This is a genomic window from Kribbella swartbergensis (assembly GCF_054784135.1).
Genome location: NZ_BAAGPM010000007.1, coordinates 271,423 through 294,669, shown reverse-complemented (window position 1 = coordinate 294,669; position 23,247 = coordinate 271,423). Strand labels below are relative to the sequence as shown.

Sequence of the window (23,247 nt, the reverse complement as noted above, 5' to 3'; positions counted from 1 at the left end):
TCTGGTGTCAGGAACCTACTTCCAGGGCGGAAGGAGGGTCTGGATGACGCCGGGGATGTTGATGATCGGCGTCGACGGGAGGGCCAGGGACGGGAACGGCCAGGGCCACGACGGTGTGGCCGACGGCAGGGTCGGGACGATCGTCGGGGTCGACGTCGCCGACGGCGTCGATGACGACGACGGCTTCGGCGGCGTCTTCAGGGTCGTCGGCGGCGGAGTGTTCGGCTCCTCAAGGATCGTCGGGTTCGGCGACGGCTTCGGCGTCGACGTCACCTTCGGCAGGGTGCCGGCACCCGTGGTCGGCTTGGTCGACGGCCCCACACTCGGCCCGCCGTTGGCCGACGTACTCGGCTCGGTGGCGTTGTTCGGTGCGGCCGGCTGGTTGCCGGTGCCCTTGGCCGGCTTCGGCTGCTCGCACTTCGGGCAGGCGGCCGTGGTGTGCTGGGCCAGCTGCTCGATGGTGGCGAGTGCCTCGACGGCGGATTTCAGCGACTCCGGCGGCAGTTTCGGTGCGAGCTCACCAAGAGCCTGGCGGGCGCTGGTGATGAACTGCGTGATCGCGGTGATCGAACTGGCGTCGCCGTCCTGCTGGTACGACGCGACCAGCCGGGACACGCCCTTGCGGGCCTGTGCCGAGAAGTCGTCGAGAGTGGCGTTGATGGTGGCCACGTCGCCACCGGACTCGGCCAGCTCGCGGACTTCGGACAGCCGGGTCATCGCGTGCTCGAGATCGCGCCGGCCCCGGGAACCGTCGCCGACGCTCACGTTCGTCGAGACGTTCTCGATGCTGCGCTTCATCCCGTACAAGGTGTCACCGGGCATGGCCTGCTGAGCGGCGGCGGCGGAACCGATGCCACCTCCGAGCAGAACCAGCGCGGCGGTACTGGCCACGAGCCGGATGCGCCGGCCGTGACGCTGGCGGATAACAGTCACGGTCGCGTCGACGTCCTCGCCACCCGGCGGGTCGTCCGAGTCGTCCGGAGTACTGCGCACCATGGTCGGAGTCGTCGTCGCCGCGCGCGCCGCCGCCTGCTCCATCAGGCGGTGCCGCAACTCGGCGCTGAACTCCGGCCTGGGTGCCACTGCGCCGGCGGTCCTCAGCCGTCCGACCAGCTCCACAGCCTCCAGCAGCTCGGGGTCATCGCTCAGTCGCGAAGAGTGACGGGGCCCGTGATCGACGGCGTGCGCGAATGCCTCCGCGCGCGCTCGAGCCCTGTGTAGGTCACTCATGAGTTCTCGTTCTCCTCAATGGCCAGTCGGGGTCACCGACAGGTCCTCACCAGGCAAACGAGGAAACTCCCTGACGGGTTACGAAAGACATTCGTTGTCATCCTCCTCACCTCAAGTCCTTGGGGATAACCTTCGCCAAGTGCCGGACGGCCCTCAGCTGCAACTGCTTGACGGCGCCTTCGGACTTCTCCAGCGCCTTGGCCGTCTCGGCGATCGACAGACCGGCGAAGAAGCGCATCGTGAGGCAGTCGCGCTGTTCGTCGGGCAGGCTCGCGACGGCGTCCCGGAGTACCTCGGCGGTGGCGGCGGCCAGCACGTCGACCTCCGGCCCCTCGGTCTGCCGGTCGTGCGTCTCGATCTCGTCGGTGACCACCTCGAGCCGGACCCGGCCGGACTTGTAGTGGTCGGTGATCAGGTTCCGGGCGATCGTCACCAGCCAGGCGCCGAAGTCCCGGCCCTGCCAGCGGAACGAGTCCAGCGCGCGCAGCGCCCGGACGAACGTCTCGCTGGTCAGGTCCTCGGCGAGTGCCGACGACGACACCCGCGCGTAGATGTAGCGATAGACGGTGAGCGAGTACTCGTCGTACAGCTCACCGAAGGCACCGACGTCCCCGGCCTGGGCGCGATCGACGAGCTCTGCACGTCTCATCCCGTCCGGGCTTGGCTCCGGCGTCGTCAAAATTTCTCCCCGTTCAACTGACACGTCTTCTGACACATCCGCGAATGGCCACAGCGGCTGAGACAGCACCGAGCGTTACGCCTGAAGCACCCGCTGTCAACAGCCCGAGGCGTGCCGCCTTCCGTCCGGTCCGATAGTCACGAATGCGCCAGCCGGCGACTTCCGCGTGGCGGCGAAGCCGGCTGTCGGGGTTGATCGCGCATGGATTCCCCACCAGCTCGAGCATCGGCAAGTCGTTCACCGAGTCCGAGTACGCCGCACAGGAGGCCAGGTTCAGCCCCTCGTGCGCCGCAAGCGCGCGGACGGCCTCCGCCTTGGCCGGGCCATGGAGGATGTCGCCCACGAGTTCACCTGTATATATCCCGTCACGCTCCGCTGCAACCGTTCCGAGCGCGCCGGTCAGTCCGAGGCGCCTGGCGAGCAGCCGCGCGACCTCCACCGGAGCGGCCGTGACCAGCCAGACCCGCTCGCCGGCGTCCAGGTGCTGCTGGGCCAGCGCCCGGGTGCCCGGCCAGATCCGGTCGGCCATGATCTCGTCGAAGATCTCCTCGACCAGCAGCTGGACCTCGGCCACCCGGTGGCCGGCGATGAACGACAGCGCCGCCGCCCGGGCGTTGGCGACCGAGTCCGGGGTCTCGCCCAGGAGCCGGAATCTCAACTGGGCAAAGGCTTTGCGCGCGATCTCGCCGGTGGTGAAGAACTTCCGCCGGTACAGCCCGCGGGCCAGGTGGAACATCGACGCGCCCTGCAGCATCGTGTTGTCCACGTCGAAGAACGCGGCCGCGTCGGGTACCGGACCCGGCTCCAGCGCGGCTTCGACCTCGGCCGCCGCGGCGCTGGCCTCCCCGGCCAGCACCGACCTGGCTCGAAGGTCACGTGACGTACCCCCACCCATGAAGCAGGACCTTAGGGCACGGAACCCTGTGCTGTCGCCTACTACGCGTCACCGTCTCGAACCGGCCCCGGCCGCTCACGAGGTGGCCGCCCGAACGTGGCAGACTCGCCTGGTGGACTTCAATTTCGCGGACATTCTTCGTGACACAGCGCAACGTCACGGCGAACGTCTCGCGTTGGTCGACGGCGACCGGCGGCTGACCTGGAGCGAGCTCGACGCCGCCGTGGACGCCGCTGCCCGCGGGTTCTCCGCGGCCGGCCTGGTACCGGGGTACCGGGTCATCCAGCTGCAGGCCAACAGCATCGACTTCGTCACGTCCTACCTGGGCATTCTCCGCGCCGGCCTGGTCGCCGTACCGTTGAACACGGGCCTCACCGCGGCCGAGATCAGCGCCGTCGTGGCGCATTCCGGAGCCCGCCTGGCCGTGGCCGACGGGGACCTCGCGAGGAAGGTCGAGGGCGTCCGGACGGTCCGGGCCAGCGAGCTCCGAGGTGACGCTCCGTTACCGCCGCAGGTGGACCCGGAGACCCTGGCGGTCCTGCTCTACACGTCGGGGACGAGCGGCGATCCGCGGGCCGCGATGCTGTCGCATCGGGCGCTGGCGGCGAACGTGAAGAATCTCTCCGAACTCGGCGAGGACCGGATGGGTCCGGAGGACGTCGTCCTCGGCGTGTTGCCGATGTTCCACGCGTTCGGCCTGAACGCGGTCCTCGGCTGGGTGGTCGCGACGGGCGCCGCGCTCGTCATCGACCAGCGCTTCGACTCCACCCACACGCTCGACCTGATCAGCCGGTACGGCGTGACGCGGCTGCCGCTCGCGCCGCCCGCGTTGCAGGCGCTCCTGGCTCGGCCCGACCTCCGCGACGCGCTCAAGACGGTCAAGGTCGTCCTGACCGGCGCGTCGACCCTGGATCGCGCGCTGGCCGAGCGCTTCGAGCGCGAGACCGGGAAGTTCGTCCACCAGGGCTACGGGCTGACCGAGGCGTCCCCTGGTGTCACCACGACCCTCGGCGAGCCGGACCCGAAGCCGGGTTCGGTCGGCCGGCCGCTGCCCAACGTCGAGTTGCGGATCGCCGACGACCGGGGCGAGGACGTCGAGGGCGACGACCCCGGCGAGATCGTGATCCGCGGTGCCAACCTGTTCTCCGGCTACTGGCCGGGCGGTGTCGACGGCCCGGACGAGGACGGCTGGTACCGCACCGGTGACGTCGGCTTCCTGGACGCCGACGGCGATCTGTTCCTGGTCGACCGGCTGCGCGAACTGATCATCGTGTCCGGGTTCAACGTCTTCCCCAGCGAGGTCGAGGAGGTACTCGTCGGCGCTCCCGGCGTGCGCGAGGCCGCGGTCATCGGCGTACCGTCCGAGGAGACGGGGGAAGCGGTGAAGGCGTTCGTCGTGCCCGAGGTCGGGGCGAGCGTGGACACGGCCGAGGTCCGGGAGTACGCCGGGACCCGGCTGGCCCGGTTCAAGTGCCCGGTCGAGATCGAGGTGGTGGACCACCTGCCGCACTCGGTCACCGGCAAGGTCGCCAAGGGACAGTTGAGGAAATGAACCGCGTCACGCTCTACGGCAAACCCGGCTGTCACCTGTGCGACGACGCCCGGGCGATCATCGAGCAGGTCTGCGCCGAACTCGGCGTCGGGTGGACCGAGGTCGACATCACCCAGGACGACCGGTTGTTCGCCGAGTACGGCGAGCAGATCCCGGTGACCTTCGTCGACGGCAGGCAGCACGACTTCTGGCGCGTCGACCCGGCGAGATTGCGCAAGGCGCTCACGGCGTAGTCGCCAGGGCTCACGGCGTAGTGCTGTCCGTCACCTCGGCCGTCGCCGATTTTGTTCTCACGTTCACAAGCTCCTAGAGTAAGAAGAGCCGCCGGCCGTCAAGACCGCGGCCGTGGAGAACCGTTCCCAGGAGAATTGTGACGCGTGCCAGCAGCCGTCGCCCCGGCCCGCCGACGAGAACCGAACGCGGCATCCCCGAGGCGACTGTCGCGCGCTTGCCGGTCTACCTGCGGGCCCTGACCGCGCTGTCGGACAGCGGGATCGCCACCGCGTCGAGCGAGGACCTGGCGACCGCGGCCGGGGTGAACTCGGCCAAGCTCCGCAAGGACCTGTCCTACCTGGGCTCGTACGGTACCCGCGGCGTCGGGTACGACGTCGAGTACCTGCGCTACCAGATCGCCCGCGAGATCGGCGTCACCCAGGACTGGGCGGTCGTCATCGTCGGGATCGGAAACCTGGGGCACGCGCTGGCGAACTACTCAGGGTTCGGCACCCGCGGCTTCCGGATCGTCGCGCTGCTGGACGCCGATCCGAAGCTGATCGGCGAACGGGTCGGCGACATGGAGATCCGCGACTTCGCCGAACTCGAGGACATCGTCAAGGCCGACCGGGTCTCGATCGGTGTCATCACCACGCCCGCCGGTCCGGCCCAGGAGGTGTGCGACCGGCTGGTCGCCGCCGGGGTGACCAGCATCCTGAACTTCGCGCCGGTGGTGCTGTCCGTGCCCGACGGCGTCGACATCCGCAAGGTGGACCTCTCGATCGAGTTGCAGATCCTGGCGTACCACGAACAACGAAAGTCCGGAGAGGCGGCGCTCCCCGAGGTGCCCGAACTACCAGCGATGAACGGTCTCACCGATCTGCCGAGCGTGGGCGGGGGTGTCGGGGCATGAGTTACCTGGTGGTCGGGATCAGTCACCGCTCTGCTGACATCAACGTGCTCGAGCGGGTGGCGCTCGACGCGGAGGCGGCGACCAAGCTGGCTCTGGCCGTCAAGCACACCCCGGCGGTCGCGGAGTCCGCGGTGCTCGCCACCTGCAACCGCACCGAGGTGTACGCGAGCGTCGACCGGTTCCACGCCGGCATGGACGAGGTCACCGCGATCCTCTCCGACGTCACCGGCGTACCGCTGCTGGACCTGGCCGAGCACCTCTACGTGCACTTCGAGGAAGGTGCCGTCGCGCACCTGTTCCAGGTCGCGGTCGGGCTGGACTCGATGGTCGTCGGCGAGAGCCAGATCCTCGGCCAGGTGAAGGAGTCGCTGCGCGTCGGCCAGGACCTGGAGACGATCGGCACCGGCCTGAACGCCCTGTTCCAGCACGCGTTGCGGGTCGGCAAGCGGGCCCGCGCCGAGACCGGGATCGACTCCGCCGGACGCTCGGTCGTCTCGGCCGGGCTCGACGCGGTCGGCGGCTTCGAGGGTCGCCGCGCGCTGATCGTCGGCGCCGGCTCGATGGCCTCGCTGGCCGCCCAGACCCTGCTCAACGGCGGCGCCGCGAGCGTGACCATTGCCAACCGCAACTACGACCGCGCGGCCGGGCTGGCCGAGCGGGTCGGTGGTACGGCGATCCAGCTCGCGTCCGTGCCGGATGCGCTGGCCGAGGCCGATCTGGTGGTGTCCTGCACCGGCGCGCGGGGCGTCGTACTGACCGAGGAGATGATCCGGAACGCGGCCGACGGCCGGCCGTTCGGGATCCTCGACGTCGCCCTGCCGCGGGACGTCGCTCCGGAGGCGGCCCGGATCCCCGGGGTCACGCTGGTCACGCTGGCCGATCTCGCCGGTACGGCGGGCGGCAGCGAGGACGACATCGACGAGGTACGGCGGATCGTCTCGGAGGAGACCGGTTCGTTCGAGGCGACCCGGCGGGCCGCGTCGGTCGCGCCGACCGTGGTCGCGCTGCGGGCGATGGCGTCCGAACTGGTCGACGCCGAGCTGGCCCGGCTGGACCGCAGGCTTCCCGGACTCGACGACAACCAGCGGCACGAGGTCGCCCGGACCATCCGCCGGGTGGTCGACAAGGTGCTGCACACCCCGACGGTCCGGGTGAAGGAACTGGCCGCCGATCCCGGTGGACCGACGTACGCCGAGGCGCTGCGCGAGCTCTTCGCCCTGGACCCGGCCACTGTCGACGCGGTCACCGCCGCGAAGACGCCGGAGGAGACCAGCAAGACCCGCGCCGACGCGACCGGAGGTGACCGCCCATGATCAGGCTCGGTACGCGGCGGTCCGCCCTGGCGACCGCGCAGGCGACCTGGGTGGCCGACCAGCTGCGCGCCCTCGGGCACGAGGTGGAGCTGGTCCCGATCGTCACCACCGGCGACGTGAACAAGGCGCCGCTGGAGCAGATCGGCGGCACCGGTGTCTTCGTCAGCGCGTTGCGCGACGCCTTGCTGGCCGGTGAGATCGACATCGCCGTGCACTCGCTCAAGGACCTGCCGACGGCACCGGTCGACGGCCTGGTCATCGGCGCCGTACCGGTTCGGGAGGACCCCCGGGACGTGCTCGTCGCCCGCGACGGGCTGACCCTGGGCGAGCTGCAGCCCGGTGCCGTGGTGGGCACCGGCTCGCCGCGCCGGGTCGCACAGCTGGAAGCGCTCGGTCTCGGGCTCGAGTGCACCGGGATCCGCGGCAACGTGGACACCCGGATCGGCCTGGTGGCCGACGGCAAATTGGACGCGGTGGTGCTGGCGAGGGCAGGGTTGTCCCGGTTGGGACGGCTCGCCGAGGTGACCGAGACGCTGGATCCGATCCAGGTGCTGCCGGCCCCGGGACAAGGTGCCCTGGGCATCGAGTGCCGGTCCGGCGACGCCGCGGTGCTGACCGCGCTGGCACCGCTGGAGGACCCGGCGACGCGGGCGGCGGTGACCGCGGAACGGCAGATGCTTGCCACTCTCGAGGCAGGGTGCACGGCTCCGGTCGGTGCGCTCGCCGAAGTGGTCGAAGGTGAGGACGGCCCGGAGCTGTGGCTGCGGGGAGCGCTCGGCCAGGAGGACGGCGTACGACGGCTGTCCGCCAACGGGCCGGTGGACGACCCGGTGTCTCTGGGCAAGGCGCTGGCGAACGAGTTGCTGGAGCGAACATGACACCGGCACAGGGCACGACGACGGCCAAGAAGACGAGCAGCAGGACGAGGACGAGGGCGAAGGCAGACGTGAGCAGCGCGAAGACAGCGGCCACCGCGGCATCCAGGACACCTCAGAAGGTGCCGGCCAAGGCTGCCGCCACCGGCACGGTCAAGCAGACCAGACCACTCGGCCACGTCACGTTCGTCGGTGTCGGGCCTGGTGACCCGGCGCTGCTGACCCTGGCCGGCCGCGACGTTCTGGCGAACGCCGACGCCGTCGTGGTCGAGGGTCCGGAGCACAACCCGTTCTTGGCCTACTGCAAGCCGGGTGTCGAGGTGGTCGACGGGTCCGGCGCCGAGGGCAGCCGGGCGCTGAGGGTCGCCGCCCGGGCCCGGCTGGTGGTGAAGACGGCCAAGTCCTCGGCGAACGTCGTACGCCTGCTGACCGGTGACCCGTTCACCTTCTCCAGCGGCGCCGAGGAGGCGGCCGCATGCAAGAAGGCGGGCATCGGGTTCAACGTCATCCCGGGTGTCAGCGAGGTCAGCGCGGTCCCGACGTACGCCGGTATCCCGCTGACGATGAAGGGCGACCGCGAGGTCACCGTCCTCGACCTGGCCGAGGCGAAGCTCGACCTGACCCGGCTGCACCCGAAGCAGACGCTGGTGCTGCTGAACGCGACCGACGTACTGAAGGAGACCGCCGCCGGGCTGGTCGAGGCCGGTTTCGACGCTGGGACGCCGGTCGCGGCGACGGTCGGCGGTACGACGACCGCGCAGACCAGCGTGGTCGGCACGCTGGAGACGATCGTCGCGGATCTGCGCGCCGCCAAGGTGACGGGCGAGGCCGTGATCGTGGTCGGTTCGGTGGTCGAGCAGCGCGAGACGCTCTCCTGGTTCGAGACCAAGCCGCTGTTCGGGTGGCGGATCCTGGTGCCGCGCACCAAGGACCAGGCCGGCCCGCTGATGGACCGGCTTCGGCGGTACGGCGCGATGCCGGAAGAGGTGCCGACGATCTCGGTCGAGCCGCCGCGCAACCCGCAGCAGATGGACAAGGCGATCCGCGGCCTGGTCGAGGGCCGGTACGAGTGGGTCGCGTTCACCTCGGTCAACGCGGTCAAGGCGGTCCGGGAGAAGTTCGACGAGTACGGCCTGGACGCGCGGGCGTTCTCCGGGCTGAAGATCGCCGCGGTCGGCGACAAGACCGCCGAGGCGATCGGTGCCTGGGGCATCCGTCCGGACCTGGTCCCGTCCGGTGAGCAGTCCGCCGCCGGGCTGGTCGAGGACTGGCCTCCGTTCGACGAGGTGCTGGACCCGATCAACCGGGTGTTCCTGCCGCGCGCCGACATCGCCACCGAAACGCTGGTCGCGGGCCTGACCGATCTCGGCTGGGAGGTCGACGACGTCACGGCGTACCGGACCGTGCGGGCCGCGCCGCCGCCCGCGCCGACCCGGGAGGCGATCAAGTCGGGCAAGTTCGACGCGGTCGTGTTCACCTCGTCCTCGACGGTGCGGAACCTGGTCGGTATCGCCGGCAAGCCGCACGCGTCGACGGTGATCGCGGTGATCGGCCCGGCCACGCTGAAGACCGCCGAGGAGCACGGCCTGCGGGTCGACGCGATGGCCGAGGCCCCGTCCGCCGAGGAACTGGCCGACGCACTCGCCCGGTTCGGCGCCGACCGGCGTGACACCATGATCGAGGCCGGTGAACCGGTCACCCGCCCGTCCGAGCGCCGCTCGGGCTCCCGTCGGAAGAGCTGATCCAGATGGCCGGTTTCCCGGAGGTCAGGCCGCGGCGGCTTCGGTCGTCGGCGGCGGTGCGCAGGCTGGTCGCCGAGACCACGCTGGAGCCGCGGCAGCTGATCCTGCCGATGTTCGTCCGCGAAGGCGCCCGCGAGCCGATCGCGATCAAGTCGATGCCGGGCGTCGTACAGCACACCCGGGACACCGCGCGGAAGGCGGTCGCCGAGGCGGCTCAGCTCGGTCTCGGCGGGGTGATGCTGTTCGGCGTACCCGAGCGCAAGGACGAGACCGGCTCCGGCGCCCTCGACCCGGACGGGATCCTGAACGTCGCGATCCGGGACGCGGTGAGCGAGGTCGGTGACGCCCTGCTGGTGATGTCCGACCTGTGCCTGGACGAGTTCACGTCACACGGGCACTGCGGCGTACTGGATGCCGACGGCAACGTCGACAACGACGCGACGCTCGCGATCTACGCCGAGATGGGCGTGGCGCAGGCCTCCGCCGGTGCGCATGTCGTCGGCCCGTCCGGGATGATGGACGGCCAGGTGGGTGCGATCCGTACCGCGCTCGACGCGGCCGGACATGTGGACACGGTCATCCTCGCGTACGCCGTGAAGTACGCGTCCGCCTTCTTCGGACCGTTCCGGGAGGCCGTCGACTCGTCCCTGCAGGGCGATCGCAAAACCTACCAAATCGACGGCGCGAACGCCCGCGACGCGATCCGCGAGGTCGACCTCGACGTGGCCGAAGGCGCCGACATCGTCATGGTCAAGCCGGCCCTGGCCTACCTGGACATCATCCGCCAGGTCCGCGACCACGTGAACGTCCCCGTCGCCGCGTACAACATCTCCGGCGAGTACGCGATGGTGGAGGCCGCCGCCGCCAACGGCTGGATCGACCGCGAGCGCGCCATCCTCGAAACCCTCACCAGCATCCGCCGAGCCGGCGCCGACACCATCCTCACCTACTGGGCCGCCGAAGCAGTCCACCTCCTCAACCGCTGAAGTTCACAGGTACCGGGGTCTGCCCCACGCGTGCTACGCAGCCGCTCCTTCGTCGCGACAGCTACGCCCGCTCCCACCCACCCCCCGGCTCTCGCCGGTCTACTTCCTGCCGGCTGGCGCCGGCGGCCTGCGGGCTTATCGCCCGCCCGCAGGCGCTGACGCGCGCGGCCGCCCCTCGGCCCGGCGCTGTTGGTCGCCGAACTGGACACAAAATCCGCCCGCTACCTCGACGAAGAAGCGCGCAGCAGACCGGACATAGCCCCGCCGGATCTGGGCGATCAGCCCGTATGGACGGACTTGCTGTGACGGGCTCATCGTCCGCGGTCCTGCGTCCTCGTAGGCTGAGGGGCACGCGATGGAGGGGAGGGTGGGGTGGCCGAGGCGACGGTGGTCGAGGTGATGGCCGAGTTGGCTGCGCTCGAGGACCCGAAAATTCGTGAGGTGAACGAGAAGCACGGTGACGATCACGGTGTGAACCTCAGCAAGCTGCGTGCGGTCGCGAAGCGGCTGAAGACACAGCACGAACTCGCGCGCCGGCTCTGGGAGACGGGCGACACCGCGGCCCGACTGCTGGCGATCCTGATCGCACGCCCGAAGGCGTTCGAGCGTGACGAGTTGGACGCGATGATGCGCGAGGCGCGAGTCCCCAAGGTGCACGACTGGCTCGTGAACTACGTGGTGAAGAAGAACCCGTACGCCGAAGAGCTGCGCCTTGCCTGGTCCGCCGATCCGGATCCGATCGTCGCGAGCGGCGGCTGGGCACTGACCACCGAACGAGTGGCGAAGAACGCTGAAGGCCTCGACCTGACCGGGCTGCTCGACGTCATCGAGTCGGAGATGAAGGACGCCCCGGACCGCCTGCAGTGGGCGATGAACCACTGCCTGGCCCAGATCGGGATCGACCACGCCGAGCACCGCGCCCGTGCCATCGACATCGGCGAGCGCCTTCAGGTCCTCAAGGACTACCCGACACCCCCGAACTGCACGTCCCCCTTCGCCCCGACCTGGATCACCGAAATCGTCCGCCGACAGCAAGCCCACTAAGGGGTTCCCCTACCGAGCACGGCGCTCGCCTTTGTCCACAGTTTGCTGCGCCTTTGGTGTGGGACGATTGGGCCCATGTTCAGCAACAGAAAGGCCGATGCCGCGTAGGCGGCCGGCTCAGGTTCGCGCGGATTCTGTCGCGCGGCTGCGGATGACCAGGACGACTGGTCGGAGCACGATCACGCAGATCTCCAACCTGCCTGGGTTGTCCCCGCATGGGCGAGTGGTGATTGCCCAGCTGGAGAACACCCGATTGCGGCCGGGGCAGGTCGCCGAGGCGATCGACTGCTGGGAACGGTTCGTCCGGGATCCGGCGCACCGACTCTACGACCCACGGTACGAAGGGTGCGGCATTTGGGAGTGCTGCCCACGAATGCTCGAAGTCCACGCGATCCTCCGAATCGTCGAACGCAAACTGCCACGGCGTGACGCCCGCCGCCTCCGGGCCCGGCTCGACCAGCTCAACGACATGTGGCGGTGGGGGTTCTAACGGCTCAACCGGGCACGGGAGTCACCCCGCGCCGACCTCGAGGGGCTGTGGATGACCGTGAGGGGTGGGCCGGGGGCGGGATACGCTCCTGGGCGGGTGTTGTCGTTGAGGAGGAGTGGCGCCGTGGTGGATCGGCCATCGAACGGGGGACCGGCGGAGTCCCGGGGTGAGGGCGTGGAGCTGCCGGACGAGGTTGCGCCGGACGCGGATCTGCGTGCTGCTCGGAACGAGATCCGGGCCGTTGGTGCGAGCCTGCGGGAGGCGCTCGCGGCCGACGATGCTCTCGCCGCGCGAGCCGGGCAGGGTGAGGAGCCGGGTGAGGTGAGCCGGTGAGTACGCCGGCGAACGAGATGACGCCCGCGCAGGCGGCGGAGCGTGCGGCGGCCCTGGCCGAGATGACCTCCAACGCGTTGCAGGCGGCCCGGGGGTCGCTGGGTAACGCGGCAGACCTCACCGACGAGGTGGACCGCCGGCTTCGCGGCGCCGAGAACGACATCACTTCGGTGACCGGGATGGCCAACCGGGTGCGGTACGCCGCGACGGCGGAAGACGCCGAGCCGATCCTGCGGAACGCGCGTCAAATGGCCGACGAGATCCGCGAAGATCTGCGGAGGGGACAACGCGGTGTCGGTGAGATCCGCGATTACCTCGAGCAGGGGGCGCGCGCGATCGCGGCCGGCCGGTCGTTCCTCGACGAGTTGGACTCGCTGCCGGGCCGGCAGTCCGACTCGAACGATCAGTTGCGCTACCGGCTGGCGGCGCTCGACCGTGCCGTGCATGGTGCCATGGCGGGCGCGGAGCGCACCGACTGGCGGCTGACGGCCGCGCGACAGAACCTCGAGCCGTTGCTGAACGTGCCCGGAACGGTCGCCGACCAGTCCCGGGTTGCCGCCGTCATCCAGGAGGTCGGCGCCGATACGGAGAAGGCTGTCGGCGATGCGCGCGGCGGCCTCGGCGCGCTGCGCGAGGACTTCGACAACACCTGGCCGGACGCCGGGAACCTCGCACACGACAGCGCGGAGCTCGCGCACGCCATCCGGGCCGGCACGAACCCGACGCCGCCGTCCGCCCGGACGACGCCGGGTGCGTCGGCCGAAGACCCACGGCGAGCCTGGTCCGAAGGCCGCGACCTGGGCCAGGGCCTCAACCTCTGACCACCGTCGACTGCCAGTCGGATGAAAGCCGGGTCCCGACCGCGGTGGGGCTAGTGGTGGATGGTGTAGTCGGATTGGGTGAAGCCGGCTTTGAGGGTTCGGGTGGCGTTGTGGGTGAGGGTGATTTCGTGGTCGAGGGGGCCGAACAGGGGGATGCCGGCGCCTAGGAGGACGGGGGCGGTGGTGATGGTGAGCTCGTTGAGGAGGCCGGCTCGGAGGAACGTCTGGATCACCTGGCCGCCGTCGGTGTAGACCCGCTTGGCGCCGCGGTCGTTCAGGGTCTCGATCAGCGCGTCCAGGGTGCGGTGGACAATGATCCGCTCGTCGGCGTCCGGGTCGAGCGTCGTACTGAGCACCTCGACGTGCTTGCCCTCGTACGGCCAGAAGTCGAACGTCAGCGCCGTCTCGTACGTGTTCCGCCCCAGTACGACGGTGTCCACCGACGCCATGAATTCGTCGTACCCGGTGGCACCGGCCTGCTCCGCGCGCTCGGTGAGCCAGTCGATCGACCCGTCCGGCCGCGCGATGTAACCGTCGAGACTGGTGGCGATGAAAACAGCCGCATGGAAACTCACACAGACATTCTCCACAAGGCCGCAACCACCCCTCGCGGACGGCCCGGCGAGTCCAGGGATGCCGTAGGGATCGTCCGGATGTGGCGGTCGCCGTCGCCGACTAGCGTCGAGTCATGAAGGCAGTGATGCAGGACCGGTACGGCGGACCGGATGTGCTGGAGTTCAGGGACATCGACCGGCCCGGTGTCGGCGGTGATCAGGTCCTCGTCCGGGTCCGGGCGGCGTCGGTGAACGCGCGCGACTGGCACGTGATGCGCGGTGATCCGTACGTCGCCCGGCTGATGAATCCGGCAGCGTTCGGGCTCAGGGCACCCAAAGGGGTCCTGGGTACGGACTTCGCCGGGGTCGTCGAGGCCGTCGGGCCGGACGTACGGCGGTTGAAGCCGGGCGACGAGGTGTACGGCGAGGCGGCCGGAGCGTTCGCCGAGTACGTCAGAGCCTCGGAGACCGTGGTCGATCACAATCCGGCCAACCTGACCTTCGAGCAGGCGGCTGCGATCCCGCTCGCCGCCAACACCGCCCTGATGGGGTTGCGCGACGTGGCGCAACTGAAGCCGGGACAGAAGATCGTGATCAACGGTGCGTCGGGTGGGGTGGGTACGTTCGCGGTGCAGATCGCCAAGGCGCTCGACGCCGAGGTGACCGCTGTCTGCAGCACGAGGAACGTCGACCTGATGCGTTCTCTCGGCGCCGGCGAGGTCGTCGACTATACGCACGACGACTTCACCAGGTCGCAGTACGACGTCGTCCTCGACCTGGTGGGAAACCGGTCACTCACCGACCTCCGGCGGGCGCTGAGACCCGGCGGGATCCTCATCCTGTCCGGCGGTGGAGTGTCCGGCGGCGGCAGCGTGTTCGGCCCGGTCGGCCTCATTCTCCGAGGTGTCCTGCTGTCGCGTTTCGTCCGTCAGCGGATCGTCACCTTCGACGCGAAGCCGAGTGCGGAGAACCTCGCGACGCTGCGGTCGATGGCCGAGGCGAGACAACTCATCCCGGCCATCGACCGCACCTACCCGCTGGCCGCCACCGCCGACGCGATCCGGTACGTCGAGACCGAGCACGCGCGCGCCAAGGTCGTCCTCACTGTCTAGGGAGTCCTCAACTGCAGGGTTTGGCGGCCCGGAGTGCGCCCGGTGACGTAGACGCGGAGGCCGTCCGGGGTCAGGCTCCCGCCGAGGTAGGTGTAGCGCTCGCCCGGGTCCATCGTGACCCGGGCGGCGCCGTTGCCGGGGCCGAATTCGATCCGGTCGGAGCCGACGGTGTAGGAGCCGGTGCCGGAGACGAGCTGGTGGTTGCCCGGAGTGCCCAGGGACTCGACACCGGCCAGGGTTCCGCCGTTGCGGAAGCAGAGCTCGATCGCGTACGCCGTTTCGTCGCCGTCGAACTCGAAGGCCAGGTCCCAGCCGTTGCCGACTTCAACGATCGTGACCTCGGTCCGCAGTGTGCGGTAGTGCTTCGGCCGGTGCGGGAAGTCCATCGCCGCGTAGAACCGGCCGTCCAGGGTGAGGGCGTACAGCCCGTCCTCCCGCCGGTACCGCTTCGGCAGAGGCAGGTGGTACGGCACCTTCACCTCCTGCGCCAGCTTGTACGTGTGCGGTCCGGTACGGCGCAGGCCGTCGCTGCGGAAGTGGCCGGTACTGAAGAACTGTGGCGACAGCCGGACCGAGTCGAGGATCGCCGCACCGTTGCGGAGCTTGAAGAACGTCGGGTTGGTGGACAGCCCGGACGCGATCACCGGGATGTCGTGGAAGTCGGTGCCGCCGAAGACCGTCGCCGTTCGTGAATCTCGCCGGATCCGCGCCGACGCCTGCGACGGGAAGTGCTGGGCGAAATCGGTCGGCACCGGCTTCGGCGTGGGCAGCACGGCCGCGATCTCCGGCCGTTCCAGCACCTCGGCCAGGAAGTCGCCGAGCTCACCGGTACCGCGCTGTTCGATGCTCTTGGCAACGGTCGAGAAGCGCCCGTCGCCCGAGTGCAGGGCGAGCTCGCGGAACTGGGTCAGGTACCACCAGACCTCGCGGATCCGGGTCTGGTCCTGCCGGCGGGACGCGATCGTGTCGACCTCGCCGTTCGGCTCGAGGAAGTACAGGGTGGCGTCCAGGTTGCGCCGGACGTACTCGAGCAGCTCGGGCTTGTTCCGCAGCCAGGCGACCGTGACCAGGCAGTGGTTCGTGACCTCGGACGCATACGTCGAGCTGCGTTCGCTGTAGATCCCGTCCGGGGTCGCGTCGATGCCTTCGTCGAGCCAGTCGTCGATCCGCGCGGCGTACCGGCGATCGGGGAAGAGGTGATGGGTCCGGGCCAGCGCGGCGGCGATCTCCCAGCGGTGATTGGGGGTGTGCACCCCGCCGGCCGCGATGGCCGGGCCGGCCTTCCGCAGGACCTTCTCCAGGATCTCCCGGTGCGGCTGCGTGGCCGGCCGGCCGTCGGCGTCGAGCAGCCCGTAGATCATGCAGACGTCCTGGATCGCGAACGAGCTGTCCGGCGGCGAGTGCAGGTTGCCGACGTCGTACAGGCCGTCCTCGTGCTGACGGGCCGCAAGCTGCTCGACGAGCCACTGCAGGGGAGCCAGCAAGGACGCGTCGTGGTGGTACGACGACTTGCCCCAAACGTAGCCGGAGACGAGCCGCCGGGCCTTGCGGGCGACGGCCCGGACGCTGTCGGAGGGGTTCTGCAAATTGCCCAGGACCAGCGCGATCTGCGCCTGGTTGGCCTTGGTCAGTACGGCGAGGAAGTCTTCGTCCACGGTTGCTCCGGCATCGGTGGCCCCGGCCGCGGTGGCCGGGGAGAGGGCGCCGAGCGTCAGCGTGGTCACTGTGCCGGCGAGGAATGTGCGACGCTGCATGGAAGCCTCCAAGGGGCAGGGGAGGAGGCGCCCGCCAGATCGGTAAGCGGTTGCCAAATGCCCAGTACTGTCCCCTTCGACCTTTGTCCTGTCAATACTTCGCAGCTGACCGCATCTGGTCAGTCCGGGTCGGGCCCAAGTCTTGTGTGAACCGGTTTCCTGGGCTAACTTGACCGGCCAAGGCAAGCGCTTTCCGTGCGGCCCGGAAGTTTCCGGAGGTAACCAGGTATGAGTGCGCTGGGCGAGCTCGCCACGCTCCGGCGGAAGAAGCCAGCAGGGCAGAAGCCCGGCCGGGGCAGCGGGGCGGGCAAGGCCCACAAGCGCGACAACCTGGCCGCCTACCTGTTCCTCGCGCCGTGGCTGCTCGGGCTGTTCCTGATCACGATCGGGCCCATGCTGGCCTCGCTGTACCTGTCCTTCACGGACTACAACCTGATCCAGGCGCCCGAGTGGATCGGGTTCGAGAACTTCACCCGGATGCTGTCCGACGAGCGGCTGCACAACTCGTTGCGGGTGACGTTCACCTACGTGTTCGTCTCGGTGCCGCTGCAACTGGCCGTCGCCCTGCTGCTGGCCGTGGTCCTCGACCGCGGAGTGCGCGGGATGGCGTTCTACCGTTCGGTGTTCTACCTGCCGTCGCTGCTCGGCTCGAGTGTCGCGATCGCGATCCTCTGGCGGCAGGTGTTCGGCACCGAGGGCCTGCTGAACCAGGTGCTCGCCCTGGTCGGGATCGACGGCAAGGGCTGGATCTCCGACCCGAGTACGGCGCTGGGCACCCTGGTGGTGCTGAACGTGTGGACGTTCGGGTCGCCGATGGTGATCTTCCTGGCCGGCCTGCGGCAGATCCCGACCATGTACTACGAGGCCGCGTCCGTCGACGGCGCCGGCGTACTGGGCCGGTTCTTCCGCATCACGCTGCCGCTGCTGACGCCGATCATCTTCTTCAACCTGGTGCTGCAGATCATCCACGCGTTCCAGTCGTTCACCCAGGCGTTCGTCGTCTCCGGGGGAACCGGCGGGCCGTCGGACTCGACCATGTTCTTCACGCTCTACCTCTACGACCGGGGCTTCGGCAATTTCGACATGGGCTACGCCTCCGCGATGGCGTGGTTCCTGCTCGTGATCATCGGGGCCTTCACCGCGGCGAACTTCTTCGCCTCGAAGTACTGGGTGTTCTATGACGACTGAGACGCTCCGCAGCACGGTGGCGGCACGGCCCGCGGTGATCAGCTGGGTCCGGATCCGGCCGGTGGTGATCCACCTGGCGCTGGCGGCCTCCGCCCTGGTGATGCTCTACCCGCTGATCTGGATGGTGGTCAGCTCACTGCGACCGGGCAACGAGATCTTCCGCGACCCGAGCATCCTGGCCAAGGATCTGCGGATCGAGAACTACCGGATCGGCTGGAACGCGCTGACCGAGCCGTTCACCCGCTACCTGCTGAACTCCGCGGCCGTGGTGCTCGGCAGTGTGGTGGGCAACCTGGTGTCCTGCTCGATGGCGGCGTACGCCTTCGCCCGGCTGGAGTTCGTCGGGAAGAAGGTCTGGTTCGCGATCATGCTGCTGAGCATCATGCTGCCGATCCACGTGGTGATCGTGCCGCAGTACATCCTGTTCTCGCAGGCCGGCTGGATCAACACGTTCCTGCCGCTGGTCATCCCGAAGTTGCTGGCCACCGACGCGTTCTTCGTCTTCCTGATGGTGCAGTTCATCCGCGGCATCCCGCGAGAGCTGGACGAGGCGGCCCGGATCGACGGCTGCGGCCGGGCCGGGATCTTCCTGCGGGTGATCCTGCCGCTGATGGTGCCGGCCCTGGCCACCACCACGATCTTCACGTTCATCTGGACCTGGAACGACTTCTTCAGCCAGCTGATCTACCTGACCGACCCGAAGATGTACACCGTCCCGGTCGCACTGCGCGCGTTCGTCGACGCGACCGCGGAATCGTCCTGGGGATCGATGTTCGCCATGTCGGTCGTGTCCCTCGTCCCGATCTTCCTAGCTTTCCTGCTCGGCCAGCGGTTCCTGATCAAGGGCATCGCCACCACCGGCATCAAGTAACTCCGAAAGGTGCACATCATGAGGCAGCTCATTCCACCCACCGCGCGCCGGCGCCTGCGTGCGCTGGCCGCTGTCGCGATCGCCTCCAGCCTGCTGGCCGCCAGTGCCTGCGGCGGTGACTCCGGTGGCAGCAGCGGATCCGCGGACGGCAAGGTCACGCTGCGGTTCACCTGGTGGGGTGGCGACACCCGCACCAAGATGACCCAGCAGGCGATCGAGGCGTACCAGAAGGACCACCCGAACGTGACGATCAAGGGTGAGTTCGGCGAGTGGTCCGGGTACTGGGACAAGCTCGCCACCACGGTCGCCGCGAACGACGCACCGGACATCATCCAGATGGACGAGAAGTACCTGCGCGAGTACGCCGACCGCGGCGCACTGCTCGACCTGAAGAAGGCCGAGGGGCTGGACACCAGCAAGTTCGAGGAGGACACCCTCAAGGCCGGTGAGTTCGACGGCGGTCTCTACGGCCTCAACGCCGGGATCAACTCCTTCGCGATCGTCGCCAACCCCGCTGTCTTCAAGGCCGCCGGCGTGGCGCTGCCGGACGACACCACGTGGACCTGGGACGACTACACCAAGCTCGCCGCCGAGCTCACCACCAAGCTGAAGGGCAAGGGCTGGGGGACCGGCGCGCCAGGTACCAACGAGGCCGCGCTGAACCTGTGGGCCCGCCAGCACGGCGAGTCGCTGTGGACCCAGGACGGCAAGCTCGGCGTCTCGGCCGACCAGGTGACCGCGTTCTACCAGCAGGTGCTGAAGCTGCGGGACGCCAAGGCCATCCCGTCGGCGGAGTTCGTCGCGCAGGACATGAACGCCCCGCTCGACCAGTCCGCGATGGCCACCGGCAAGCTGGCCATGAGCTGGATGTGGAGCAACCAGCTGAACGCCATGAGCAAGGCGGCCGGCCAGGAGCTCAAGCTGCTCCGGGTGCCCAGTGTCGAGGGCAAGGCCAGCGCGAACGGCTCGTACTACAAGGGATCCATGTTCTGGTCGATCTCGTCGCGGTCGAAGCACCAGAAGGAGGCCGCCGAGTTCGTCAACTTCCTGGCCAACAACCCGGCTGCCGGCAACATCCTGCTGGCCGAGCGGGGCGTGCCGCCGAACACCGAGATCCGCGCCGCGGTGACCCCGAAGCTGCAGCCGGCCGACGCCGCGTCCGCGAAGTTCATCCAGGACATCGGCAAGGAACTCGGCGACCCGTCGCCGGCGCCGCCGGTGGGTGGTGGCCAGGTGGAGAAGATCATCCAGCGCTACACCACCGAGGTGCTGTTCGGCCGGCAGACGCCGGACAAGGCGGCGCAGGGGTTCATCGACGAGGTCAACGGGGAGCTCAAGTAAGTGTTGCTGATGGCAACTGATTGCCGATGACGGCGCCTCGGGTGGCCGTGGCGGGTGTCCACGGCCACGGGGCGTCCCATGTCCGGAACGTGGCGCGGCTGGCCCAGGCCGGCCGCGCCCGCCTGGTCGCCGTCGCCGACCCCCGGCCTGCCGAGGACCTGCCGCCCGATGTCCAGGTCTTCGCCGGCCTCGAGGAGCTGCTCGCGGCGACCGAGGTCGACGTGGTGATCATCAGTACGCCGATCCAGACGCACGTCCCGCTGGCCACGCTGGCGATGCGGGCGGGGGCCGACGTACTGCTGGAGAAGCCGCCGACCGCGTCGCTCGCCGAGTTCGAGCAGCTGTCCGCGGTGGTCGCCGACACCGGACGAGCCTGCCAGGTCGGCTTCCAGGCGCAGGCGTCCGCGGCGACGTTGACGCTTGCCAGGCTGGCGGCCGACGGGCGGCTCGGTGAGATCCGCGGGATCAGCGCGGTCGGCAAATGGGTGCGCAAGGCCCAGTACTTCCGGCGCGCCCGATGGGCCGGCCGCCGTACCCTCGACGGTGTCGCGGTCGTGGACGGCGCGGTGACGAACCCGCTGGCCCACTCGACCGCGGCGGCGCTGCTGCTCGACGGGTCGCCCGGAGCGGACGACGTACGGTCGGTGGAGACCGAGCTCTTCCGGGCCAACCCGATCGAGTCCGACGACACGTCCACGGTCCGGGTCGTCACCGGCCGCGGTACGACGATCCTGATCGCGGTCACGTTGTGCGCGTCGGAGCATCTCGAGCCCGAGGTGATCGTGCACGGCTCGGCCGCTCGCGCCGTCCTGAAGTACGCCTCGGACACGATCGAACTGCACGACGGCAGTGGTACGACGGTGACGAAGTACGACCGGGAAGACCTGTTGGAGAACCTGCTCGCCCATCGGGTGGATCCCGCCGTACCGCTTTATTGCCCGCTGTCCGCGACCGGTGGGTTCACCAGGGTCGTCGAGGCGGTCCGGGTGGCGGAGGCGCCGGCCGAGATCCCGGGTGCGCTGGTGCGCTGGGAAGGCGAAGGACTCCAGCGGCACCCGATCGTGGTCGACGTGGAGCGGTGGATCGATCGTGCGTCGGACGAACTCGCCCTGTTCAGCGAACTCGGGGCGCCATGGACCATCCATCAGAAACGGGAGAGTTGATGTCTCAGAACCTCGGCTGCAACCACGCTGTCGGCCGGTCGATCCAGGTCACGGCGGGAGACAGCGAGCTGTTCACCTACGTCTACCGGGCGACCGATCCGCAACTGGAGTCGCCGCGACCGTACCTGCACCCGATCCGCACGCTGGAAGGCGATCTGGTCAGCGTGTTCCGGCCGCACGACCACGTCTGGCACAAGGGCCTGACCTGGTCGCTGCCGCACTTCGGGCACGAGAACTTCTGGGGCGGGCCGACGTTCTCGAAGGAGGCCGGCTACCAGCAACTCGACAACAACGGTTCGATGGACCACGACCGGATCGAGGCGCTCGACGTGTCCGGCGACCTGGTCCGGTTCGCCCACCACCTGTCCTGGCGGACCCAGGCCGGTCAGCATGTCGTCGACGAGTCGCGGTCGCTGACCACCCGGATCGCAGACGACGGCTGGGTGCTGGTCTACGAGACCGCGATGACGAACGTGTCGAGTGAGACCGTCCAGATCGGCAGCCCGACGACGGCCGGCCGGGAGAACGCCGGGTACGGCGGTCTGTTCTGGCGCGGACCGCGGTCGTTCACCAACGGCACGGTGCTGGCGCCGCAGGGCAAGGGCGGCGACGAACTGCGCGGCCGGCGCGCGGCCTGGATGGGCTTCAGCGGCAAGCACGACAACAACGACCGCGCGTCGACGATCATCATCGCCGACGCCGCCGACAACGTCCGCCACCCACCGCAGTGGTTCGTCCGCTCCGAGGACTTCGCCGCCGTCTGCCCCGCCCCGTTCTTCTCCGAAGAACTCCCGTTCGAACCCGGGTCCACCCTCCGCTTCCGCTACGCCGTCCTGGTCGCCGACGGCGCCTCCGACGACCAGCGAGCCAGCGCCCTGGCCACCCAGGCCCAGAAGGCCTTGGCCGCAGGCTGAGGTCGGACGCGCTGAGTGGGTGAGCGAAGGGTCGCCGAACGCGCTTAGGGTCGGGGTATGTCGGAGCCGGTGCTCGAGATTCCGTTCGAGGATGCGTTTCAGTTCGACCCGTCGCCTACCTTCGCGGAGTTGCGGGAGAACCGGCCCGTCGCCCGGGTGCGGACCTTGGCGGGTGCCGAAGTGTGGTTGGTGACCCGGTACGACGACGTGCGGATGGTGCTCGCGGATCCGCGGTTCTCCCGCGCCGCGGTGGTGAAGCAGGGCGCGCCGCGGGTGGCGTTGGCGAGGCCGATGCCGAACAGCCTGACCACGACCGATCCCCCGGAGCACACCCGGCTGCGGAAGCTGGTGTCGTCGACGTTCGCGCACCGGCGGATCGAGCGGACCCGGCCGTGGGTCGCGGAGCTCTCGGCGCAACTGGCCGAGGACGTGGCCGCGGCCGGTGACGGTGCGGACATCCGGCAACTGGTCGCGTTGCCGCTGCCGATCCAGGTGATCTGCCAGCTGCTCGGCGTACCGTACGAGGACCGTGAGCAGTTCCGCGCGTGGACCGAGCTCGGTTACAGCATGCGGATGGCGGAGAAGGACCTCGTCGAGGACGCGATGACCAACCTGACCGCGTACATCGAGGACCTGGTCACCAAGAAGCTGGCGAACACCGACCAGCCGGCCGAGGACCTGCTCGACGAGCTGGTCCGGGCGCGTGAGGAAGGCGATCGGCTCAGCCAGGACGAGCTGATCGCGTTCGGGGTGAACCTGCTGGTGGCCGGCCACGAGACGTCGGCGAACCAGATCTCCAGCTGTGTCGCCACGCTGCTGCGCTGGCCGGACAACTGGGCGAAGCTGGTCGCGAACCACGACCTGGTGCCGTCGGCGGTCGAGGAGTTGCTGCGCTTCAACCGCTTCAGCGAGGTCGGGCAGTTGCGGGTGGCGCTCGAGGACGTCGAGTTGCACGGCGTACGGATCAAGGCCGGCGACGGCGTGATGGCGGCGCTGAACTCGGCCAACCGGGATCCCCGCGCGTACGACGAACCCGACGAGCTGCGGCTGGACCGGAAGGACAACAAGCACCTGTCGTTCGGCTTCGGCCCGCACTTCTGCCTGGGCGCACAGCTGGCCCGGATCGAACTGCAGGAGTCGTTGCTGGCCCTGGTACGGCGTTTCCCGCGGCTGAGCCTGGCCAAGCCGGCCGAGGAGCTCGGCTGGCGGCGCGTCCTGGTCAGCGGTCTGGCCGAACTGCCGGTGAACCTGGGGAACTGACCCG

23 protein-coding genes are annotated in these 23,247 nt (G+C 69.3%); 18 read left to right on the top strand and 5 right to left on the bottom strand.

What is annotated here, in order from left to right; translation table 11 throughout:
* Nucleotides 1-15 precede the first annotated feature (15 nt).
* From ACYVOK_RS02900 to ACYVOK_RS02890, 3 genes are all read right to left on the bottom strand, one after another.
* Nucleotides 16-1,083, bottom strand: a complete 1,068-nt coding sequence (locus ACYVOK_RS02900; RefSeq protein ID WP_460660637.1) for a DUF5667 domain-containing protein — start codon at nucleotides 1,081-1,083, stop codon at nucleotides 16-18.
* A gap of 253 nt (nucleotides 1,084-1,336) precedes the next feature.
* Nucleotides 1,337-1,879, bottom strand: coding sequence for a sigma-70 family RNA polymerase sigma factor (locus ACYVOK_RS02895; protein ID WP_360359984.1), 543 nt, complete (start codon nucleotides 1,877-1,879; stop codon nucleotides 1,337-1,339).
* Between the two features lie 43 nt (nucleotides 1,880-1,922).
* Entirely contained in the window at nucleotides 1,923-2,804 is an 882-nt protein-coding gene (locus ACYVOK_RS02890) for an HAD family hydrolase (protein WP_460660636.1), read from the bottom strand.
* A 112-nt stretch (nucleotides 2,805-2,916) separates the two neighbouring features.
* Here ACYVOK_RS02890 and ACYVOK_RS02885 point away from each other — a divergent pair, with 112 nt between their 5' ends.
* The 11 genes from ACYVOK_RS02885 to ACYVOK_RS02835 all read left to right on the top strand — a co-directional run bounded on the left by ACYVOK_RS02885 (nucleotide 2,917) and on the right by ACYVOK_RS02835 (nucleotide 13,086).
* Nucleotides 2,917-4,356 carry a class I adenylate-forming enzyme family protein gene (locus ACYVOK_RS02885; protein WP_460660635.1) on the top strand — a complete coding sequence of 480 codons (1,440 nt, stop codon included), beginning with the start codon at nucleotides 2,917-2,919 and terminating at the stop codon, nucleotides 4,354-4,356.
* Nucleotides 4,353-4,589 carry a glutaredoxin family protein gene (locus ACYVOK_RS02880; protein WP_460660634.1) on the top strand — a complete coding sequence of 79 codons (237 nt, stop codon included), beginning with the start codon at nucleotides 4,353-4,355 and terminating at the stop codon, nucleotides 4,587-4,589. The genes ACYVOK_RS02885 and ACYVOK_RS02880 overlap by 4 nt, the downstream gene beginning before the upstream one ends.
* Nucleotides 4,590-4,726: 137 nt before the next feature.
* Nucleotides 4,727-5,482 carry a redox-sensing transcriptional repressor Rex gene (locus ACYVOK_RS02875; protein ID WP_460660633.1) on the top strand — a complete coding sequence of 252 codons (756 nt, stop codon included), beginning with the start codon at nucleotides 4,727-4,729 and terminating at the stop codon, nucleotides 5,480-5,482.
* Nucleotides 5,479-6,795 (top strand): glutamyl-tRNA reductase, encoded by a 1,317-nt coding sequence (locus ACYVOK_RS02870; RefSeq protein ID WP_460660632.1) that lies wholly within the window; start codon nucleotides 5,479-5,481, stop codon nucleotides 6,793-6,795. The genes ACYVOK_RS02875 and ACYVOK_RS02870 overlap by 4 nt, the downstream gene beginning before the upstream one ends.
* Complete coding sequence (gene hemC, locus ACYVOK_RS02865) at nucleotides 6,792-7,673, top strand: hydroxymethylbilane synthase (protein ID WP_460660631.1); 882 nt, start codon at nucleotides 6,792-6,794, stop codon at nucleotides 7,671-7,673. Before ACYVOK_RS02870 ends, hemC begins: the two co-directional genes overlap by 4 nt.
* Nucleotides 7,670-9,412 (top strand): bifunctional uroporphyrinogen-III C-methyltransferase/uroporphyrinogen-III synthase, encoded by a 1,743-nt coding sequence (locus ACYVOK_RS02860; protein WP_460660630.1) that lies wholly within the window; start codon nucleotides 7,670-7,672, stop codon nucleotides 9,410-9,412. Before hemC ends, ACYVOK_RS02860 begins: the two co-directional genes overlap by 4 nt.
* Before the next feature lie 5 nt (nucleotides 9,413-9,417).
* Entirely contained in the window at nucleotides 9,418-10,398 is a 981-nt protein-coding gene (gene hemB / locus ACYVOK_RS02855; RefSeq protein WP_460660629.1) for a porphobilinogen synthase, read from the top strand.
* Between the two features lie 372 nt (nucleotides 10,399-10,770).
* A complete protein-coding gene (locus tag ACYVOK_RS02850) occupies nucleotides 10,771-11,442 on the top strand; it encodes a DNA alkylation repair protein (protein ID WP_460660628.1) in 672 nt (223 codons plus the stop codon).
* A 151-nt stretch (nucleotides 11,443-11,593) separates the two neighbouring features.
* On the top strand, nucleotides 11,594-11,932 hold the full coding sequence (locus tag ACYVOK_RS02845) for a hypothetical protein (protein WP_460660627.1): 339 nt from the start codon (nucleotides 11,594-11,596) through the stop codon (nucleotides 11,930-11,932).
* Nucleotides 11,933-12,055: 123 nt separating this feature from the next.
* Entirely contained in the window at nucleotides 12,056-12,265 is a 210-nt protein-coding gene (locus ACYVOK_RS02840) for a hypothetical protein (protein WP_460660626.1), read from the top strand.
* The gene (locus ACYVOK_RS02835; RefSeq protein WP_460660625.1) at nucleotides 12,262-13,086 is read left to right on the top strand and encodes a hypothetical protein; all 825 of its coding nucleotides are present in this window, start codon (nucleotides 12,262-12,264) and stop codon (nucleotides 13,084-13,086) included. The genes ACYVOK_RS02840 and ACYVOK_RS02835 overlap by 4 nt, the downstream gene beginning before the upstream one ends.
* A 50-nt stretch (nucleotides 13,087-13,136) precedes the next feature.
* Here the strand turns inward: ACYVOK_RS02835 and ACYVOK_RS02830 are convergent, their stop codons facing one another.
* On the bottom strand, nucleotides 13,137-13,661 hold the full coding sequence (locus ACYVOK_RS02830; protein WP_460660624.1) for a dihydrofolate reductase family protein: 525 nt from the start codon (nucleotides 13,659-13,661) through the stop codon (nucleotides 13,137-13,139).
* A gap of 113 nt (nucleotides 13,662-13,774) precedes the next feature.
* Here ACYVOK_RS02830 and ACYVOK_RS02825 point away from each other — a divergent pair, with 113 nt between their 5' ends.
* A complete protein-coding gene (locus ACYVOK_RS02825) occupies nucleotides 13,775-14,752 on the top strand; it encodes an NAD(P)-dependent alcohol dehydrogenase (protein ID WP_460660623.1) in 978 nt (325 codons plus the stop codon).
* Here ACYVOK_RS02825 and ACYVOK_RS02820 read toward each other — a convergent pair.
* Entirely contained in the window at nucleotides 14,749-16,506 is a 1,758-nt protein-coding gene (locus ACYVOK_RS02820) for a hypothetical protein (RefSeq protein WP_460660622.1), read from the bottom strand. The two genes, ACYVOK_RS02825 and ACYVOK_RS02820, sit on opposite strands and share 4 nt — an antisense overlap.
* Before the next feature lie 228 nt (nucleotides 16,507-16,734).
* On the opposite strand from ACYVOK_RS02820, the gene ACYVOK_RS02815 reads away from it, so the two are divergent.
* From ACYVOK_RS02815 to ACYVOK_RS02790, 6 genes are read left to right on the top strand one after another with little or no spacing between them, the layout of a single operon-like run.
* A complete protein-coding gene (locus ACYVOK_RS02815) occupies nucleotides 16,735-17,694 on the top strand; it encodes a carbohydrate ABC transporter permease (protein WP_460660621.1) in 960 nt (319 codons plus the stop codon).
* Nucleotides 17,684-18,565 carry a carbohydrate ABC transporter permease gene (locus ACYVOK_RS02810; protein WP_460660620.1) on the top strand — a complete coding sequence of 294 codons (882 nt, stop codon included), beginning with the start codon at nucleotides 17,684-17,686 and terminating at the stop codon, nucleotides 18,563-18,565. Before ACYVOK_RS02815 ends, ACYVOK_RS02810 begins: the two co-directional genes overlap by 11 nt.
* Before the next feature lie 18 nt (nucleotides 18,566-18,583).
* Entirely contained in the window at nucleotides 18,584-19,906 is a 1,323-nt protein-coding gene (locus ACYVOK_RS02805; RefSeq protein ID WP_460660619.1) for an ABC transporter substrate-binding protein, read from the top strand.
* A 26-nt stretch (nucleotides 19,907-19,932) separates the two neighbouring features.
* A complete protein-coding gene (locus ACYVOK_RS02800) occupies nucleotides 19,933-21,069 on the top strand; it encodes a Gfo/Idh/MocA family protein (protein ID WP_460660618.1) in 1,137 nt (378 codons plus the stop codon).
* Nucleotides 21,069-21,983, top strand: coding sequence for a DUF6807 domain-containing protein (locus tag ACYVOK_RS02795; RefSeq protein ID WP_460660617.1), 915 nt, complete (start codon nucleotides 21,069-21,071; stop codon nucleotides 21,981-21,983). The genes ACYVOK_RS02800 and ACYVOK_RS02795 overlap by 1 nt, the downstream gene beginning before the upstream one ends.
* Before the next feature lie 57 nt (nucleotides 21,984-22,040).
* Nucleotides 22,041-23,243, top strand: a complete 1,203-nt coding sequence (locus ACYVOK_RS02790) for a cytochrome P450 (RefSeq protein ID WP_460660616.1) — start codon at nucleotides 22,041-22,043, stop codon at nucleotides 23,241-23,243.
* Nucleotides 23,244-23,247: the final 4 nt, after the last annotated feature.

Coding starts and splice junctions, on each gene's coding strand:
- ACYVOK_RS02895 (WP_360359984.1), bottom strand. CDS start 1,879: ATGAGACGTGCAGAGCTCGTCGATCGCGCCCAGGCCGGGGACGTCGGT.
- ACYVOK_RS02890 (WP_460660636.1), bottom strand. CDS start 2,804: ATGGGTGGGGGTACGTCACGTGACCTTCGAGCCAGGTCGGTGCTGGCC.
- ACYVOK_RS02880 (WP_460660634.1), top strand. CDS start 4,353: ATGAACCGCGTCACGCTCTACGGCAAACCCGGCTGTCACCTGTGCGAC.
- ACYVOK_RS02870 (WP_460660632.1), top strand. CDS start 5,479: ATGAGTTACCTGGTGGTCGGGATCAGTCACCGCTCTGCTGACATCAAC.
- hemC (WP_460660631.1), top strand. CDS start 6,792: ATGATCAGGCTCGGTACGCGGCGGTCCGCCCTGGCGACCGCGCAGGCG.
- ACYVOK_RS02860 (WP_460660630.1), top strand. CDS start 7,670: ATGACACCGGCACAGGGCACGACGACGGCCAAGAAGACGAGCAGCAGG.
- hemB (WP_460660629.1), top strand. CDS start 9,418: ATGGCCGGTTTCCCGGAGGTCAGGCCGCGGCGGCTTCGGTCGTCGGCG.
- ACYVOK_RS02845 (WP_460660627.1), top strand. CDS start 11,594: ATGACCAGGACGACTGGTCGGAGCACGATCACGCAGATCTCCAACCTG.
- ACYVOK_RS02825 (WP_460660623.1), top strand. CDS start 13,775: ATGAAGGCAGTGATGCAGGACCGGTACGGCGGACCGGATGTGCTGGAG.
- ACYVOK_RS02820 (WP_460660622.1), bottom strand. CDS start 16,506: ATGCAGCGTCGCACATTCCTCGCCGGCACAGTGACCACGCTGACGCTC.
- ACYVOK_RS02815 (WP_460660621.1), top strand. CDS start 16,735: ATGAGTGCGCTGGGCGAGCTCGCCACGCTCCGGCGGAAGAAGCCAGCA.
- ACYVOK_RS02810 (WP_460660620.1), top strand. CDS start 17,684: ATGACGACTGAGACGCTCCGCAGCACGGTGGCGGCACGGCCCGCGGTG.
- ACYVOK_RS02805 (WP_460660619.1), top strand. CDS start 18,584: ATGAGGCAGCTCATTCCACCCACCGCGCGCCGGCGCCTGCGTGCGCTG.
- ACYVOK_RS02800 (WP_460660618.1), top strand. CDS start 19,933: ATGACGGCGCCTCGGGTGGCCGTGGCGGGTGTCCACGGCCACGGGGCG.
- ACYVOK_RS02795 (WP_460660617.1), top strand. CDS start 21,069: ATGTCTCAGAACCTCGGCTGCAACCACGCTGTCGGCCGGTCGATCCAG.
- ACYVOK_RS02790 (WP_460660616.1), top strand. CDS start 22,041: ATGTCGGAGCCGGTGCTCGAGATTCCGTTCGAGGATGCGTTTCAGTTC.